13 protein-coding genes are annotated in these 15,232 nt (G+C 71.8%); 1 reads left to right on the top strand and 12 read right to left on the bottom strand.

All coding sequences use genetic code 11. The features are described from left to right. Nucleotides 1-34 precede the first annotated feature (34 nt). The 11 genes from AB0N90_RS23100 to AB0N90_RS23050 all read right to left on the bottom strand — a co-directional run bounded on the left by AB0N90_RS23100 (nucleotide 35) and on the right by AB0N90_RS23050 (nucleotide 12,151). The gene (locus AB0N90_RS23100) at nucleotides 35-1,141 is read right to left on the bottom strand and encodes an aminopeptidase P family protein (protein WP_361682435.1); all 1,107 of its coding nucleotides are present in this window, start codon (nucleotides 1,139-1,141) and stop codon (nucleotides 35-37) included. A 154-nt stretch (nucleotides 1,142-1,295) separates the two neighbouring features. Beyond that, nucleotides 1,296-2,354, bottom strand: coding sequence for an AAA family ATPase (locus AB0N90_RS23095; RefSeq protein ID WP_365199403.1), 1,059 nt, complete (start codon nucleotides 2,352-2,354; stop codon nucleotides 1,296-1,298). A 168-nt stretch (nucleotides 2,355-2,522) separates the two neighbouring features. Further along, on the bottom strand, nucleotides 2,523-3,614 hold the full coding sequence (aroB, locus tag AB0N90_RS23090) for a 3-dehydroquinate synthase (RefSeq protein ID WP_365199400.1): 1,092 nt from the start codon (nucleotides 3,612-3,614) through the stop codon (nucleotides 2,523-2,525). Next, a complete protein-coding gene (locus AB0N90_RS23085; protein ID WP_365199397.1) occupies nucleotides 3,611-4,126 on the bottom strand; it encodes a shikimate kinase in 516 nt (171 codons plus the stop codon). The genes aroB and AB0N90_RS23085 overlap by 4 nt, the downstream gene beginning before the upstream one ends. Continuing rightward, on the bottom strand, nucleotides 4,123-5,307 hold the full coding sequence (gene aroC, locus AB0N90_RS23080) for a chorismate synthase (RefSeq protein ID WP_128789203.1): 1,185 nt from the start codon (nucleotides 5,305-5,307) through the stop codon (nucleotides 4,123-4,125). Before aroC ends, AB0N90_RS23085 begins: the two co-directional genes overlap by 4 nt. A 209-nt stretch (nucleotides 5,308-5,516) precedes the next feature. Next, nucleotides 5,517-6,356: a shikimate dehydrogenase gene (locus AB0N90_RS23075; protein ID WP_365199394.1), complete on the bottom strand. Its 840-nt coding sequence runs from the start codon at nucleotides 6,354-6,356 to the stop codon at nucleotides 5,517-5,519. After that, nucleotides 6,337-8,046: an endolytic transglycosylase MltG gene (gene mltG, locus AB0N90_RS23070; protein WP_365199392.1), complete on the bottom strand. Its 1,710-nt coding sequence runs from the start codon at nucleotides 8,044-8,046 to the stop codon at nucleotides 6,337-6,339. The genes AB0N90_RS23075 and mltG overlap by 20 nt, the downstream gene beginning before the upstream one ends. Before the next feature lie 121 nt (nucleotides 8,047-8,167). Then, nucleotides 8,168-8,632, bottom strand: a complete 465-nt coding sequence (gene ruvX / locus AB0N90_RS23065) for a Holliday junction resolvase RuvX (protein WP_128789206.1) — start codon at nucleotides 8,630-8,632, stop codon at nucleotides 8,168-8,170. A 25-nt stretch (nucleotides 8,633-8,657) separates the two neighbouring features. Further along, nucleotides 8,658-11,330 carry an alanine--tRNA ligase gene (alaS, locus tag AB0N90_RS23060; RefSeq protein WP_365199390.1) on the bottom strand — a complete coding sequence of 891 codons (2,673 nt, stop codon included), beginning with the start codon at nucleotides 11,328-11,330 and terminating at the stop codon, nucleotides 8,658-8,660. Continuing rightward, nucleotides 11,330-11,686, bottom strand: a complete 357-nt coding sequence (locus AB0N90_RS23055) for a hypothetical protein (protein ID WP_365199388.1) — start codon at nucleotides 11,684-11,686, stop codon at nucleotides 11,330-11,332. The genes alaS and AB0N90_RS23055 overlap by 1 nt, the downstream gene beginning before the upstream one ends. A 9-nt stretch (nucleotides 11,687-11,695) precedes the next feature. After that, a complete protein-coding gene (locus AB0N90_RS23050; RefSeq protein ID WP_365199386.1) occupies nucleotides 11,696-12,151 on the bottom strand; it encodes a DUF948 domain-containing protein in 456 nt (151 codons plus the stop codon). A 152-nt stretch (nucleotides 12,152-12,303) separates the two neighbouring features. Here AB0N90_RS23050 and AB0N90_RS23045 point away from each other — a divergent pair, with 152 nt between their 5' ends. Continuing rightward, nucleotides 12,304-14,439 carry an AAA family ATPase gene (locus tag AB0N90_RS23045; protein WP_365199385.1) on the top strand — a complete coding sequence of 712 codons (2,136 nt, stop codon included), beginning with the start codon at nucleotides 12,304-12,306 and terminating at the stop codon, nucleotides 14,437-14,439. Between the two features lie 111 nt (nucleotides 14,440-14,550). On the opposite strand, the gene rpsD is transcribed toward AB0N90_RS23045, so the two are convergent. Then, on the bottom strand, nucleotides 14,551-15,165 hold the full coding sequence (gene rpsD / locus AB0N90_RS23040; protein WP_037651039.1) for a 30S ribosomal protein S4: 615 nt from the start codon (nucleotides 15,163-15,165) through the stop codon (nucleotides 14,551-14,553). Nucleotides 15,166-15,232: the final 67 nt, after the last annotated feature.

Here is a 15,232-nt window from a genome sequence, read left to right as displayed (position 1 = left end):
TCTCCTGGACTGACGTACGACCCCGGGTCACGCGCTACAGCGCGAGCAGCTCCTTGGTCGTGATGGTGAGTAGCTCGGGTCCGCCGTCCGCCTCGGGGCGCACGACGAGCGTGTCATCGATCCGGACACCGCCCCGGCCCGGGAGGTGGACCCCCGGTTCGACGGTGACCGGCACGCAAGCGTCCAGTTTACCCATGGCCGCGGGGGACAACTGCGGGTCCTCGTCGATTTCGAGTCCGACACCGTGCCCGGTGAGCGGCGGCAGGGCCTCCGCGTAGCCCGCTGAGTCCAGCACATGGCGTGCCGCGCGGTCCACATCACGGTAGGCGGCGCCGGGTGCGAGGGCCTCGCGTCCGGCGCGCTGGGCGGAGAAGACCAGGTCGTACAGCTGGATCTGCCAGTCCGCCGGAGAGGTGCCGATGACGAACGTACGGCCGATCTCGCAGCGGTAGCCGCGGTAGGTCGCGCCGAGGCACACGGAGAGGAAGTCGCCCTCCTCCACCCGCCGGTCGGTGGGCCGGTGGCCCCGGCGGCCGGAGTTCGGTCCGGTGGCGACGGAGGTGGGGAACGCCGGGCCGTCGGCGCCGTGGTCGACCAGGCGGCGCTCCAGCTCCAGGGCGAGATGCCGTTCGGTGCGGCCGACGAGGATGGACTCCAGCAGCTCGCCGAGGGCCTGGTCGGCGATCTCGGCGCCGATCCGCAGACAGGAGATCTCCTCCTCGTCCTTGACGACCCTGAGCTGCTCCACGGCGCAGCCGACGTCGGCGAGGCGCAGGGCCGGGGCGGCCGCGGCGATGGCGCGGTGCCGGGCGACCGTCAGATGGTGCTCCTCGACGGCGAGGGAGTCCGCGCCCTGGCTCCGGGCGAGGTCGGCGGCGGTCACGGCGGTGTCGCCGCCCCGCGCGGGCAGGACCTGTACCCGCAGGGCCTCGTCCGGGCGGCCCTCGAAGGGGCGGTCGTCGGGCGGGACCGCGCACACCAGGAGGTCCTCGCTGCCGCCGAGGAGCAGGACGGCGCCGTGCGGGGCGGCGGCCGCGAGGTAGCGCACGTTGGCGGGGCGGGTGACGAGCGCTGCCGCGGTGCCGGCCGCGTTGAAGTGGTCCCGCAGACGGGATCGGCGGTTCGCGTACACCTCTGACATGAGATGAGCGTAGGAGTTTTATGCCGTTTGTGCCGATTCAGGGGGGCCGAGTGGGGTTTGGGGGGGGTGGCACTGTCTCGCCGCCGGGTGCGGGTTCCCCGTGGCTGGTCGCGCCGTTCCCCGCGCCCCTCGGGTCGGGACCGGGCCCCCGTGATCACCAGTTCGGCGGGCTTGCTATCGCCCTCGACAGGACCTCGTCCAGGACCCTCGCCGTGCCCGGGACGTCCAGCTGGGAGTTGTCGATGATCGGGAGGCCCGAGCCGTACCAGCCGGCCATGCGGCCGTGGATGCGGGCGACCTCCTCATCGGTGAGGCGGCGGTTGCCGGAGCGTTCGGCGTTGCGTTCCAGGACGATGTCCAGGCCGGGCAGCAGTACGACCGGGAGCAGGCCGGGGCCGACATGGCGCTTCCAGCCGCCGAGGCCGACGACCGGGCGGTCCGGGAAGACCGCGTCGTCCAGGATGCAGGAGATGCCGTTGGCCAGGAAGTTGCGCGCGGCGAAGCCGCAGGTGCGGCGGGCCAGGCGGTACTGGGCCTCGGAGTGGTCGTTCCAGCCGGACTGCGGATCGGCGAAACCGGAGCGCACCCATTCGCGGACGTCGTCCAGGCTGATGTGGGCCGTCGGCACGCGCCGGTGGTCCGCCCAGTACTTCGCCACGCTGGTCTTGCCCGCGCCCGCGGGTCCGATCAGCAGGACGGCCAGCGTGGTGGTCGTCGGGTCGGGCACCGCGGTGGCGGTCGGCGCCGGGGTCGGCACACCGAAGGGGGCGCCCGGGGGCAGGTGCACATGGCCGGTGCCGTCGGGGGGCGGCGGCGCGGGCCTGTGCTGCCCGGCGGGCGCCTGCGGCGGCACGGGGCCCCCGGGGGCCGAGGTCCGCGGATGCGCCGGGGCGGCCGGAGGGGTGGGAGCCGGGGGCGACGCATGCGGGTGCGGCTGCGGGTGCCCCGACGGTGCCGGTGCGGGCGGAACCGGTGGCCGCTGCTGCCCCGGAGGGGCCTGCGGGGGCTGGTGACCTCCGGGGATCCCCCGCGACGGCGGCTGCTGCCCGCCCGGCGGGACCTGCGGCGACGGTGGCGGGAAGGCCGGGGGCGGGGCCGCGGAGCCCTGCGCGGGGGGTTCACCCGGGGGCTGTGCGGCCGACGGCCAGCCGGTGTGCGGCCGGTGCCCCGGCTGATGGGGCGGCGGCAGCGGAGATCCCACTGCGTGCTGCATCCGTTGCCACTCCGTCTCGTACAGGCAGTTGGGGGTGCAGGCGGCGGGGGTGGGCCCCGCTCCTCTGCGAACGGTACCGTCCCCGGCCGTCGTTCGGTGAAACGGCCGGGGACGTTCCGAAGTGCCCGCTGCGCCGAGAAAGATGGCGCAACCTGCGAGAACGCGGAGCTACTCGCCGACTTCCCCGTAGGCGGCCAGCAGGACGGCCGGGTCCGGGCCCTCCAGGACGGTCGGCTTGGCCAGCCCGTCGAGGACGATGAAGCGCAGCAGATCGCCGCGGGACTTCTTGTCGACCTTCATGTTCTCGACCAACTTGGGCCACTGGTCGTAGCGGTAGTGCAGCGGGAGGCCGACGGCTTCCAGGATCGCGCGGTGCCGGTCGGCGGTCGCGTCGTCCAACCGGCCCGCGAGACGGCCGAGTTCGGCGGCGAAGTGCATGCCGACCGCGACCGCGGCGCCGTGCCGCCACTTGTAGCGCTCGTTCTTCTCGATGGCGTGGCCGAGCGTGTGGCCGTAGTTGAGGATCTCGCGGCGGCCGGACTCCTTCAGGTCCGAGGAGACCACCTCGGCCTTCACCCGGATCGAGCGCTCGATCAGCTCGGCCGTGTGCGGCCCCTGCGGGCTCCGTGCGGCCTCGGTGTCGGCCTCGATCAGGTCGAGGATCACCGGGTCGGCGATGAAACCGGCCTTGATGATCTCGGCGAGCCCGGAGACGTAGTCGTTGACCGGCAGCGAGTCCAGCGCGGCCAGGTCGCACAGCACCCCGGCCGGCGGGTGGAAGGCACCGACCAGGTTCTTGCCCTCGGCGGTGTTGATGCCCGTCTTGCCGCCGACCGCCGCGTCCACCATGGCGAGCACCGTGGTCGGTACGGCGATCCAGCGCACCCCGCGCAGCCAGGTCGCGGCCACGAACCCGGCCAGGTCGGTGGTCGCGCCGCCGCCCACGCCGACGATGACGTCGGTGCGGGTGAAGTTGGACTGGCCGAGCGCCTTCCAGCAGTAGGCGGCGACCTCGGCGGTCTTGGCCTCCTCGGCGTTGGGCACCTGGATGGCGACCGCCTCGTAGCCCTGCTCGGCCAGGTCGGCGCGGAGCGCGTCCCCGGTCTCGGCCAGCGCCTCCGGGTGGATCACCGCGACCCGCTTGGCCCTGGGACCGATCAACCCGGCCAGTTCGCCCAGGAGTTGGCGGCCGACCAGCACCTCGTACGGGTCGGTGCCCGCGCTGCCCGCGATCTGGATCCGGGTGACTGCCTCGCTCATGCCTTCTTCAACTCCAGTGCGTCCAGCGCTGCTTGGGCGACCTCTTCGGGGGTGCGCCCATCGGTGGTGACGACGGCGGTGGCGACCTCCTCGTACAGGTGGCGCCTGGCCTCCATCAGCTCGCGCCACTGCTTGCGCGGGTTGACCGCGAGCAGCGGACGGGCCACATTCAGACCGGTGCGGCGGACCGCCTCCTCCACGTCCATGGAGAGGTAGACCACCGGGTGCGGGGCGAGCAGCGCCCGGGTGTCCGCGTCGAGGACCGCGCCGCCGCCGAGCGCGAGGACGCCCCGGTGCTCGGTGAGCGCGCTGGCCACGGCCGCCTTCTCCAGCGCCCGGAAGTGCTCCTCGCCCTCGTCCACGAAGATCTCGGAGATCTCCCGGCCCTCGGCGGCCACGATGTCGTCGTCGGTGTCCCGGTAGCCGGCGTCCAGCCGCTCGGCCAGCAGCCGGCCCACGGTGGACTTGCCGACACCCATCGGGCCGACGAGGACGAGACGCGGCCCGCTCATCGGATCCGCAGATGGTCGAGGTACGAGCGGACGTTTCGACGGGTCTCGCCCACCGAGTCGCCGCCGAACTTCTCCGCGACCGCATCCGCCAGGACCAGCGCGACCATCGCCTCGGCCACAATGCCCGCGGCCGGCACCGCGGAGACGTCGGAGCGCTGGTGGTGGGCCTGCGCGGCCTCGCCGGTGGTCACGTCCACGGTCCGCAGCGCACGCGGCACGGTCGCGATCGGCTTCATCGCCGCCCGCACCCGCAGCAGCTCACCCGTGGACAGACCGCCCTCGGTGCCGCCCGCCCGCCCGGAGACCCGCCGGATGCCCTCCGGAGTGCTCACGATCTCGTCGTGCGCCTGCGAGCCCGGCACCCGGGCCAGCTCGAAGCCGTCGCCGATCTCCACACCCTTGATCGCCTGGATGCCCATCAGGGCACCGGCGAGCCGCGCGTCCAGCTTGCGGTCCCAGTGCACATGCGAGCCCAGACCCACCGGCACGCCGTACGCCAGCACCTCGACCACGCCACCGAGGGTGTCGCCGTCCTTGTGGGCCTGATCGACCTCCTCGACCATCGCCCGCGACGCGTCCGCGTCCAGGCAGCGCAGCGGGTCCGCGTCCAGCTTCTCCACATCGGCCGGCGTCGGGTACACCCCGGCCGGGGCCTTCACCGAGCACAGCTCGACCACATGGGAGACGATCTCGATCCCGGCCGTCTCCTTCAGGTACGACCGGGCCACCGCACCCAGCGCCACCCGCGCGGCCGTCTCCCGGGCGGAGGCGCGCTCCAGGATCGGGCGGGCCTCCTCGAAGTCGTACTTCTGCATGCCCGCCAGGTCCGCGTGACCGGGCCGCGGCCGCGTCAGCGGCGCATTGCGGGCGAGCCCGTCGAGGATCTCGGCGTCGACCGGGTCGGCCGACATGACCTGCTCCCACTTCGGCCACTCGGTGTTGCCCACCATGACCGCGACCGGGGAGCCGAGGGTCAGTCCGTGCCGGACACCACCCAGAAAGGTGACCTCGTCCCGCTCGAACTTCATCCGCGCACCGCGGCCATAACCGAGCCGCCGCCGCGCGAGGTGATCCGCCACCATCTCCGTGGTGATCGGTACGCCGGCGGGAAGGCCCTCCAGCGTCGCCACAAGTGCGGGACCGTGGGACTCCCCCGCGGTCAGCCAACGCAGCCTGCTCAACGGTGCTCCTCAGTGTTCGCGCCCGGTACTGCCCGGCCCACGCGTCTTTCCGCGGGCGCCGACGGAGTGACCGGATGCGCGACCCCGGTCCGCCATGTCCGATCCTCCCACGTCCGCGACGGGTGTCCGGCGTCCGGTCCAGCAACCGGACGGGATACGGGCGCTCGGCGGGCCGGACGCGCGGCGCTCAGCGGGCCGGACTCGGCCGGTCAGCGGGCGGCGAGTGCCGCTTCCCCGGCCCGGCGCATGGCCTCCAGGGGCGCGGGGGCGCGGCCGGTCATCTGCTCGACCTGGAGGACCGCCTGGTGGACCAGCAGGTCGAGGCCGCCGACCACGGCGCCGCCGTACATGGACCAGCGGGCCGCCAGCTCGGTGGGCCAGGGCTCGTAGAGCACGTCGAAGAGGGTGGCGGGGCGCTCGGGCACGGCGGCGGCGAGGGCGTCCGTGGTGCCGGCCGGGGTGGTGGCGATCACCAGCGGGGCGCGCAGTGCCTCGGCCGCGTCCGACCAGTCGGCCGTACGGACGTCCACGTCGAGGCGGCGGCCCCACTGGCGCATCTCGGCGGCGCGGGGCTCGCTGCGCACATAGGCGACGACCTCGCCGGTGCAGACACGGGAGAGGGCGGCGAGCGCGGAGGACGCGGTGGCGCCGGCGCCGAGGATCGCGGCGGACTCGACCTCCTCGATGCCGTGTTCGCGCAGCGCGGCCACCATGCCCGGGATGTCGGTGTTGTCGCCGCGCGTGCGGCCGTCCGCGCCGAACACGACCGTGTTGACCGCGTCCACCGAGGCGGCGGTCTCGCTGATCTCGTCCAGCAGCGGGATGACCGCCCGCTTCAGGGGCATGGTCAGCGACAGCCCCGCCCACTCGGGCCCGAGCTTCTCGAAGAAGCCGGGCAGGTCCGCCTCGTCGGCCTCGAACCGGTCGTACGACCAGCCGGTGAGGCCGAGTTCGGCGTAGGCGGCCCGGTGCAGCACCGGGGAGAGCGAGTGGGCGATGGGCTTTCCGAGCACGGCGGCCCGGCGGGCGTCAGTTGCCCGAGCTGGCATTGAACTTGTCCTTGAGTTGCTGGAATTCTTCGTACGTCTTGGCGAATTCGGTATTGGTCGTACCGTCGGTCGCCACGAAATAGATCCAGCCGTCGTGGGTCGGATTCAGCGCCGCCTTGATCGCGTCCTCGCCGGGGTTTCCGATCGGACCGGGCGGCAGGCCCTTGTGGGTGTACGTGTTGTACGGGCTCTGGTTGCTGTTGATCTCCTTCTCGGAGATATGGATGTTACTGGTGCCCTTGGCGTAGTTGTACGTCGAGTCGAACTGGAGCAGCTGGTTCGTCTCGGTGTTGGTGGGCTTGAGGCGGTTGTAAACCACCTCGGCCATCTTGCGGAAGTCCTCGTGCGTCTTGCCCTCCGCCTGGACCAGGCTCGCGACCGTGACCAGCTCGAACGCATCATGCAGACCAAGGGACTTGGCCTTCGCGTCCAGTCCGTAGGCGGCGTACCGCTCCTTGGCCTGGGTCACCATCTGCTTGAGGATCGCGTCCGGCTTCATGCCCTTGGCGGCCGGGTACGTGCCCGGGAAGAGGAAGCCCTCCAGCGGGTCCTTCATCTCGGAGTTCTTCTGCACCCAGGCCGGGACCCCGAAGCTGGTGTAGTTCTTCTTCGCGATCTTCTCGGTGCTGCCGGCGGGCATTTCGAGCTTCTTGTCGATGGTCTGGTACACGGCGGAATTACGCTCGCCCGGCGTCACCATCACATTGTTCTGACTCTTCGGGTCGAGCATCATGCGCACCGCGCTCGCGGCGGACATCTCCTTCTTCAGGAGATAGGCGCCGGCCTGGATCGAGTCGCCGCCCGGTGTCGTGCCCTGGGCGTGCACGAACGCGTCGGCGCTCTTGACGACACCGGCCTCTTTCAGCCGCCGCCCGATGTCCCAGCCGCCCGCGCCCTTGGGGATCTCGACGGTCACCGTCTCGCCGGTGCCGTCGCCCGCGTAGTCCGGGGCCGGGGCGAAACGATTTTGGTAGAACTTGTAGCCGTAGTACCCGACTCCGCCGAGGCCGCCGCCGAAGACCAGGACGACGACCATGCAGGCGCAGCCGGTGCGGCGTTTCTTGCTCTTGACGGGTTTTCTGCCTTTGCCGCCGCGCCGCTCCCGGCGGCCGGCCAGCTCGTGCTCCTCGCCGTCCTCGTCGTCGTCCGCGCCGCCCGCGAAGAAGGCGTGCTCCTCCTCGTCGTCGGCGGGGGCCTCCGGGTCGGGTTCGGCCTCGGGGCGTCTGCGGCCGGGGGGCTCCGGCGGGGGGTAGGCGTCCTCGGTGCCGTAGAGGTCGGGCTGTTCGGCGCCGTAGGCCACGGGCTGCTGGCCGTAGGGGTCGCCGGGGTCGGCCGCGTAGGGCATCTGGCCATGGGTGCCGGTCGCGTCCCAGCCGCCCTGGTGATGGCCGGGCTGCTGCGGATGGCCCGGCTGCTGCGGGTGCTGCGGATACTGGCCCTGGTACTGGGGGTCGTACTGGGGATGGCCCTGGTCGCCGTAGTACGGGTACTGCTGACCGTCGTATCCGGGCTGGGGGCCCTGGGCCCACTCGCCGCCGTACTGCTGCTGCGGGTACTGCTGCTGCGACTGGCCGCCGTAGGCAGCCTGATGCCCGGCGTACGCCTGCTGCCCTTCCCATCCGCCGTCCCCGTACAACGGGTCCTGCGGATGCCACGGTTCGGAGCCTGGGCCCCGGCCATACTCAGTCATCGATCCCCTAGAGCCGCGAGGCCGACGGTCACGCGGCCGGGGGCCGGCTTCCGCTCCGCCTCTTGCTGTGCGGCGGCTGTTCGAACGCCGCCGCATCGCGCGGAACGTTACCGTATCGCGATCAGATGACCACTTCGACGCCCTCGCCGGGTGGCTTACCTGACACCCGTTCGGATTCGAGGGCCTGCTGGAGGATGATCACGGCCGCGGCCTGGTCGATGACGGACCGGCCCTTCTTGGACTTCACGCCCGAGGCCCGCAGTCCCTGCGAGGCCGTCACCGTGGTCATCCGCTCGTCCACGAGGCGGACCGGCACCGGCTTGATGCCCTTGGCCAGCTCCTGGGTGAAGGCCCGGACCTTCACGGCGGCCGGGCCCTCGCCCCCCTTGAGGGAGCGAGGGAGACCGACGACTACCTCGATCGGCTCATACTCCGCCACCAGTTGACGCAACCGGCGGTGGGCGGCGGGGACGTCCCGGCCGGGGACCGTCTCCACCGGGGTGGCGAGGATCCCATCGGGGTCACACGAGGCGACCCCGATCCGGGCGTCCCCGACGTCGATCGAAAGCCGACGTCCTCTGCGCATTTCCGACCGTTTCCTTACTCGGGTATCACTTGGCGGTCTCGGCGACGAGACGCTCGACGGCCTCGGCGGCCTCGCCGACAGCGGCCGGGTTCTGACCGCCGCCCTGGGCGACGTCCGGCTTGCCGCCACCGCCGCCACCGAGGGTCTTGGCGGCCGTGCGCACCAGGTCACCGGCCTTCAGACCACGCTCGCGGGCGGCCTCGTTGGTGGCGATGACCGTCAGCGGCTTGCCGTTGTTCACCGTGAACAGGGCGACCACGGCGGCCCGGCCGCCCTGGATGCGGCCGCGCACATCGAGGACCAGCTTGCGCAGGTCGTCCGGCGTGGTGCCGTCCGGGACCTGCCCGGTGACCAGGGCGATGCCCCGCACCTCCTTGGCCGATTCGGCGAGGCCGCCGGCGGCCTGGAGCACCTTCTCGGCGCGGAACTTCTCGATCTCCTTCTCGGCGTCCTTCAGCTTGCCGAGCATGGCGGAGACCTTCTCCGGCAGCTCCTCGGAGCGGCCCTTGAGCAGCTCGGTCAGCTGGTTGACGACCGTGTGCTCACGGGCGAGGAAGTTGTAGGCGTCCACGCCGACCAGGGCCTCGATACGGCGCACACCGGAGCCGATGGAGGACTCGCCGAGCAGCTTCACCAGGCCCAGCTGGGCGGTGTTGTGCACATGCGTGCCGCCGCACAGCTCCTTGGAGAAGTCGCCGATGGTGACCACGCGGACCCGCTCGCCGTACTTCTCGCCGAACTCGGCGATGGCACCCTGCTTCTTGGCCTCGTCGATGCCCATGACCTCGGCGTGCACATCGAGGTCGCGGGCGAGGACCTCGTTGATCTTCTGCTCGACGTCGGTCATCACGGCCGTCGGCACGGCGGCCGGCGAACCGAAGTCGAAGCGGAAGCGGCCCGGCTGGTTCTCGGAACCGGCCTGGGCGGCCGTCGGGCCGAGGGCGTCGCGCAGGGCCTGGTGGGTGAGGTGGGTGGCCGAGTGGGCGCGGGCGATGGCCTTGCGGCGGCGCACGTCGATGGAGGCCTGGGCCTTGGCGCCGACGGTCACCTCGCCGACCTGGACGACGCCCTTGTGCACATACACGCCCGGGACCGGCTTCTGGCAGTCGCGGATCTCGATCACGGCACCGGAGTCGACCTTGATCCGGCCGGTGTCACCGATCTGGCCGCCGCCCTCGGCGTAGAACGGGGTGCGGTCCAGGACGACCTCGACCTCGTCGCCCTCCGAGGCGGCGGGCGAGGAGACGCCGTCGACCAGGAGGCCCACGATGGTGGACTCGCCCTCGGTGTCGCCGTACCCGATGAAGTCGGTGGCGCCGGCCTTGTCGGCGATCTCGCGGTAGGCACCGAGGTCGGCGTGGCCGGTCTTCTTGGCCTGGGCGTCGGCCTTGGCCCGCTCCCGCTGCTCCTTCATCAGGCGGCGGAAGCCCTCCTCGTCCACGGCGAGGCCCTGTTCGGCGGCCATCTCCAGGGTGAGGTCGATCGGGAAGCCCCAGGTGTCGTGGAGCAGGAAGGCCTTCTCGCCGGACAGGACGCTGCCGCCGGACTGCTTGGTCTCGGTGACGGCGGTGTCCAGGATGTTGGTGCCGGCCTTGAGCGTCTTGAGGAAGGCGTTCTCCTCGGCGACGGCGACCTTCTCGATGCGCTCGCGGTCGGTGACCAGCTCCGGGTACTGCTGGCCCATCATGGCGATCACGGTGTCGACCAGGTTCTTGACGACCGGTCCGGTGGCGCCCAGCAGCCGCATGTTGCGGATGGCGCGGCGCATGATGCGGCGCAGCACATAGCCGCGGCCCTCGTTGCCCGGGGTGACGCCGTCGCCGATGAGCATCACGGAGGTGCGCATGTGGTCGGTGACCACGCGCAGGGAGACGTCCGAGTCATGGGCGTCGCCGTAGCGGACACCGGTCAGCTCGGTGGCCTTCTCGATGACGGCCATCGAGGTGTCGATCTCGTACATGTTCTGCACGCCCTGCAGAATCATGGCGAGGCGTTCCAGGCCGAGGCCGGTGTCGATGTTCTTGCTGGGCAGGTCGCCGAGGATCTCGAAGTCGTCCTTGCCGGTGCCCTCGCCCCGCTCGTACTGCATGAAGACGAGGTTCCAGATCTCCACGTACCGCTCGTCGTTGACGGCCGGGCCGCCCTCGACGCCGAACTCGGGGCCGCGGTCGTAGTTGATCTCGGAGCAGGGGCCGCAGGGTCCGGGGACGCCCATGGACCAGAAGTTGTCCTTCTTGCCCAGGCGCTGGATGCGCTCCTTGGGCACGCCGACGACCTCGTGCCAGATCCGCTCGGCCTCGTCGTCGTCCAGGTAGACGGTGATCCACAGCCGCTCGGGGTCGAGGCCGTAGCCGCCCTTGTCCCGGTCGCTGGTGAGCAGCTCCCAGGCGTACTTGATGGCGCCTTCCTTGAAGTAGTCGCCGAAGGAGAAGTTGCCGCACATCTGGAAGAACGTGCCGTGGCGGGTGGTCTTGCCGACCTCTTCGATGTCGGGCGTGCGCACGCACTTCTGCACGCTGGTGGCACGCTGGAAGGGGGGCTTGACCTCACCCAGGAAGTAGGGCTTGAAGGGCACCATGCCGGCGGGGACGAGGAGCAGGGTCGGATCGTCCGCGATGAGCGACGCCGAAGGGACGACGGTGTGACCGCGCTCCTCGTAGAAGCTCAGCCAGCGGCGGCGAATCTCGGCCGACTCCATCAGTGGTCCTCATTCCGGTTGTACGAGTGCATCGGGGATTCGATGTACTTCGGGTTGGTGCAGTCGGTGCTCGGGGTGTACTCGATGGCGGTGAGCCGCCGGGGCGCCGGGAGCGCGTCGTCCTGGATGCCGAGGGCCTCCTGGAGCTCGTCCTCCCGCTGGGCCATGTTGTCGCGGACGTCGAGCGCGAAGCCGACCGCGCGGTCCTTCAGGCGCTGACCGGTCTCCAGAGCCTTGTTGGCCGCGGTCGCGGCCAGGCTCTCGGGGGTCAGCTGCCGCAGCTTGCGGTTGACCTTGGTGGTGGCCCAGACACCGGCGGCGACGCCGGTGGTGAACCAGAAGGTACGACGGAACATGGCTCGGTCTCAGTCCCTCTTCCCGCGGAGGTTGCGCTTGCGTCGTGCGGCGGGGACCGTGCGGCCCATGATCACCGTACGCCGGGCCGAATTCCCGGGCACGTCCTCCTCCTTGCGGCCGCCGAGCGCCCTGCGGACGCCGTAGCCGAAGGCCGCGACCTTGACCAGCGGGCCGCCGAAGGTGGAGGCGACGGTGGTGGACAGCGCGGAGGCGTTGGAGGTGACCTCCTGGACGTCGGTGGCGATCGCGTCGACCCGGTCGATCTGGGTCTGCGCGGAGCGCACCGCCTGGGAGGCGTCCGCGAGCAGCGGGACGGCCTGGTCGGTCACGTCCGCCACGAGCTTGGTGGTCGCCTTGAGCGTCTGGGCCACCCTCGCGAGAGCCACCGCGAGGAAGGAGACCAGGACCGCCCAGAAGACGGCCACCAGGATCCCGGCCACCTCGCCACCGGACACTGTGCGCACCCGCTCCCTGAAACGTGCCTGAGCATCGGAAAAGTCGTGTCCCGAGCCTATCGCGCCGGGGCGGACGCTCCGTACCGGATTACCGGCGGGAACGGTGGAGTTACGGGAAGCGATTGTACGGAATGAACACGGTTCAGTACGCTCCGTGTCCCATGCGAGGTCCTCAGTGCCCAGAACCTTTCGCCGACGGCGAGCCGCCCCTTGAACTGACCGGATTCGTCGGACGTACGACGGAGGTGGCGGGGCTCGCCGCGGCGTTGCGGTCGGCCCGCCTGGTGACGGTGACCGGGCCCGGCGGAGTGGGCAAGTCCCGGCTGGCCGCACGGGTCGTGGCGGACTGGGAGACGGCGCACGGCTGGGTGGAGCTGGCGCCGGCGCACGACCCGGAGTTCGTGGAGTACGAGGTGGCGGAGGCCCTCGGGCTGACCGACCACACCACCCGGACGCCGCGCGAGACGGTGCTGGAGCAGCTGGCCGCGCGCCCGACGCTGCTGGTCCTCGACGGGTTCGAGCATCTGGTGGCGGCCACCGCCGAGCTGGTCGCGCAGCTGCTGCGCAAGCTGCCCGAGCTGCGGGTGCTGGCGGTGGGCCGGCGTCCGCTGGGTCTCGCGGGCGAGCGGCTGTTCCCGCTGGCGCCGCTGGGCGCGGACGAGGCGGTGCGGCTGCTCATGGACCGGGCCCGGGAGCAGGGGATCACGGTGTCCGACGATCCCGAGGTGCGCGAGCTGTGCGCGCGGCTCGACGGCATCCCGCTGGCGCTGGAGCTGGCGGCGGCGCGGCTGCGGGCCCTGTCCCCCGCGCAGCTGCTGGACCGGCTGGACGACCGGTTCCGGCTGCTGACCGGCGGCGGCCGCGACGCGCTCCCCCGCCATCAGACGCTGCGCACGGCGATCGGCTGGAGCCATGAGCTGTGCACCCCGCCCGAGCGGCTGCTGTGGGCGCGGCTCACGGTGTTCGCGGGGACCTTCGATCTGGAGGCGGTCGAGTACGTGTGCAGCGGGGACGGGCTGCCCGACACGGAGATCCTCGATGTGCTCTCGGAGCTGCTGGCCCAGTCGGTGATCGCCCGCGAGGAGACCGCGGCGGGCTCGCGCTACCGGATGCTGGACACCGTGCGGGCCTACGGCGCCGGCTGGCTGGAGGCGACCGGGGACGCGGTACGGCTGCGGCGGCGGCACCGGGACTGGTACCTGGGCCTGGCGACCTGGTGCGAACTGGAGTGGTTCTCGCCCCGGCAGCGGGAGGTGGCCGCGCGGGTGGCGGTGGAGCTGCCCAGCCTGCGGGCCGCGCTGGAGTTCTGCCTGACCGAGCCCGCGGAGGCGCATCTGGGGCAGTACCTGGCGGGGTCGCTGTGGTTCTGCTGGGTGGGGTGCGGGCGGCTGGCGGAGGGGCGGCGCTGGCTGGAGCGGAGCGTGGCGCTGGAGTCGGGCTACGAGCGGTCCCTGTTGAAGGCCCTGTGGGTGCTCGGGTACGTGGCGGTGCTCCAGGGCGACAGCGGGCTCGCGCGGCGGACACTGCGCGCGTGCCGGGAGCGGGCGGAGCGGTCGGCGGACGCGCCGGCGCTGGCGTACGCGGAGCATCGCACCGGCTGTCTGGCGCTGGTCACGGACGATCCCCCCCGTGCAGAAACGCTGCTGCGCTCGGCGCTGGCGCGCTATGCGGAGATCGGCGAGCTGAACAGCAATGTGCTCATGGGGCGCGTCGAGCTGGCGATGGCGCGTGCCTTCCAGGGGGATCTGCCGGACGCGGTACGGCTGTGCGAGGACGTGCGCCGGGTGTGCGAGGAGCACGGGGAGCGCTGGGCGCGGTCGTACGCGCTGTACGTCCTGGCGTACGCGGCCTGGCGGGAGGGCGCGCCGGGGCGGGCGCGGGAGCTGCTGACCGAGTGTCTGGGCAACGCCCATGCCTTCGACGATCTGCTCGGCTCGGTGCTGGCCCTCGAACTGCTCGCCCTGGTGACGGCGACCGAGGGCGATCTTGCCGAGGCGGCCGTCCTCCAGGGTGCGGCCGCCCGGCTGTGGCCCTCGGTGGGCCTGCCCCTCTTCGGTTCGGCGCACTACAACGCGCCGCACGCCCAGTGCGAGTCGGCCGCCCGCGGGGCGCTCGGCGATGCCCGTTACGAGGAGTGTGTACGACGCGGGGGGCGCCTGGACCGGGAGGCCGCGGTCAGCCGGGCGCTGGGCCGGGCGGGGAACCGGCCGCCGGCCTCGGTACCGGCGCCGCGCGGGGCGGGGCGGTGGGGCGCGGTGCGCACCGGCGGGGGCTGCGAGGCGGGGAAGGGCCGGTAGGGCGGGCGGCACGTCGGGGAGGGCGCCGGGAAACGCGGAACCGCCGCCTCCTCCGCCCGGCAGGACGGAGAGGACGGCGGTCCGGAGTGCGGTGCTGCGCCGGGGCTGGGATCAGCGGGCGTAGTACTCGACGACGAGCTGCTCGTCGCAGATCACCGGGATCTCCTTGCGGTTCGGCTCACGGTCCAGGCGGAACGCCAGGGCCTTGAGGTTCACCTGGAGGTAGCGCGGGGTCTCGCCGTCGGCGGCGAAGCCACCCTCACGGGAGATCTGGAAGAGCGTCTTGTCCTTGGAGCGGTCGCGGACCTGCACGACGTCGTCCGGACGGACACGGAAGGACGGCTTGTCGACCTTCTGGCCGTTGACCTGGATGTGGCCGTGGACGACCATCTGGCGGGCCTGGTAGATCGTGCGGGCGAGACCCGAACGCAGGACCAGCGCGTCGAGGCGGCGCTCCAGCTCCACGATCAGGGCCTCACCGGTCTTGCCCTGGACCTTGGAGGCGCGCTCGTAGGCGCGGACCAGCTGGCGCTCGGAGATGTCGTACTGAGCGCGCAGGCGCTGCTTCTCCAGCAGACGGACCTTGTAGTCCGAGTTCTGCTTGCGGCCGCGGCCGTGCTCGCCCGGCGGGTAGGGGCGGGCCTCGAAGTACTTGACGGCCTTCGGGGTCAGCGCGATGCCGAGGGCACGCGACTTCTTGACCTTGGGGCGGGACTGGTTCGCCACTGTCTCAATCTCGTTTCGTAGTGTTCGGCTTGCCAGAGGTTTCGGGAGGTCGCATCCGCAGCCGGGA

The organism is Streptomyces sp. NPDC093018 (genome assembly GCF_040684035.1).
Lineage (GTDB): Bacteria > Actinomycetota > Actinomycetes > Streptomycetales > Streptomycetaceae > Streptomyces > Streptomyces murinus.
This window is presented reverse-complemented; position numbering and strand designations above follow the sequence as displayed.

Bases quoted from the DNA above. Each gene is read 5' to 3' on its own strand.
- AB0N90_RS23100 (WP_361682435.1), bottom strand. From the start codon at position 1,141: ATGTCAGAGGTGTACGCGAACCGCCGATCCCGTCTGCGGGACCACTTC.
- AB0N90_RS23095 (WP_365199403.1), bottom strand. From the start codon at position 2,354: ATGCAGCACGCAGTGGGATCTCCGCTGCCGCCGCCCCATCAGCCGGGG.
- aroB (WP_365199400.1), bottom strand. From the start codon at position 3,614: ATGAGCGAGGCAGTCACCCGGATCCAGATCGCGGGCAGCGCGGGCACC.
- AB0N90_RS23085 (WP_365199397.1), bottom strand. From the start codon at position 4,126: ATGAGCGGGCCGCGTCTCGTCCTCGTCGGCCCGATGGGTGTCGGCAAG.
- AB0N90_RS23075 (WP_365199394.1), bottom strand. From the start codon at position 6,356: ATGCCAGCTCGGGCAACTGACGCCCGCCGGGCCGCCGTGCTCGGAAAG.
- mltG (WP_365199392.1), bottom strand. From the start codon at position 8,046: ATGACTGAGTATGGCCGGGGCCCAGGCTCCGAACCGTGGCATCCGCAG.
- ruvX (WP_128789206.1), bottom strand. From the start codon at position 8,632: ATGCGCAGAGGACGTCGGCTTTCGATCGACGTCGGGGACGCCCGGATC.
- alaS (WP_365199390.1), bottom strand. From the start codon at position 11,330: ATGGAGTCGGCCGAGATTCGCCGCCGCTGGCTGAGCTTCTACGAGGAG.
- AB0N90_RS23055 (WP_365199388.1), bottom strand. From the start codon at position 11,686: ATGTTCCGTCGTACCTTCTGGTTCACCACCGGCGTCGCCGCCGGTGTC.
- AB0N90_RS23045 (WP_365199385.1), top strand. From the start codon at position 12,304: ATGCGAGGTCCTCAGTGCCCAGAACCTTTCGCCGACGGCGAGCCGCCC.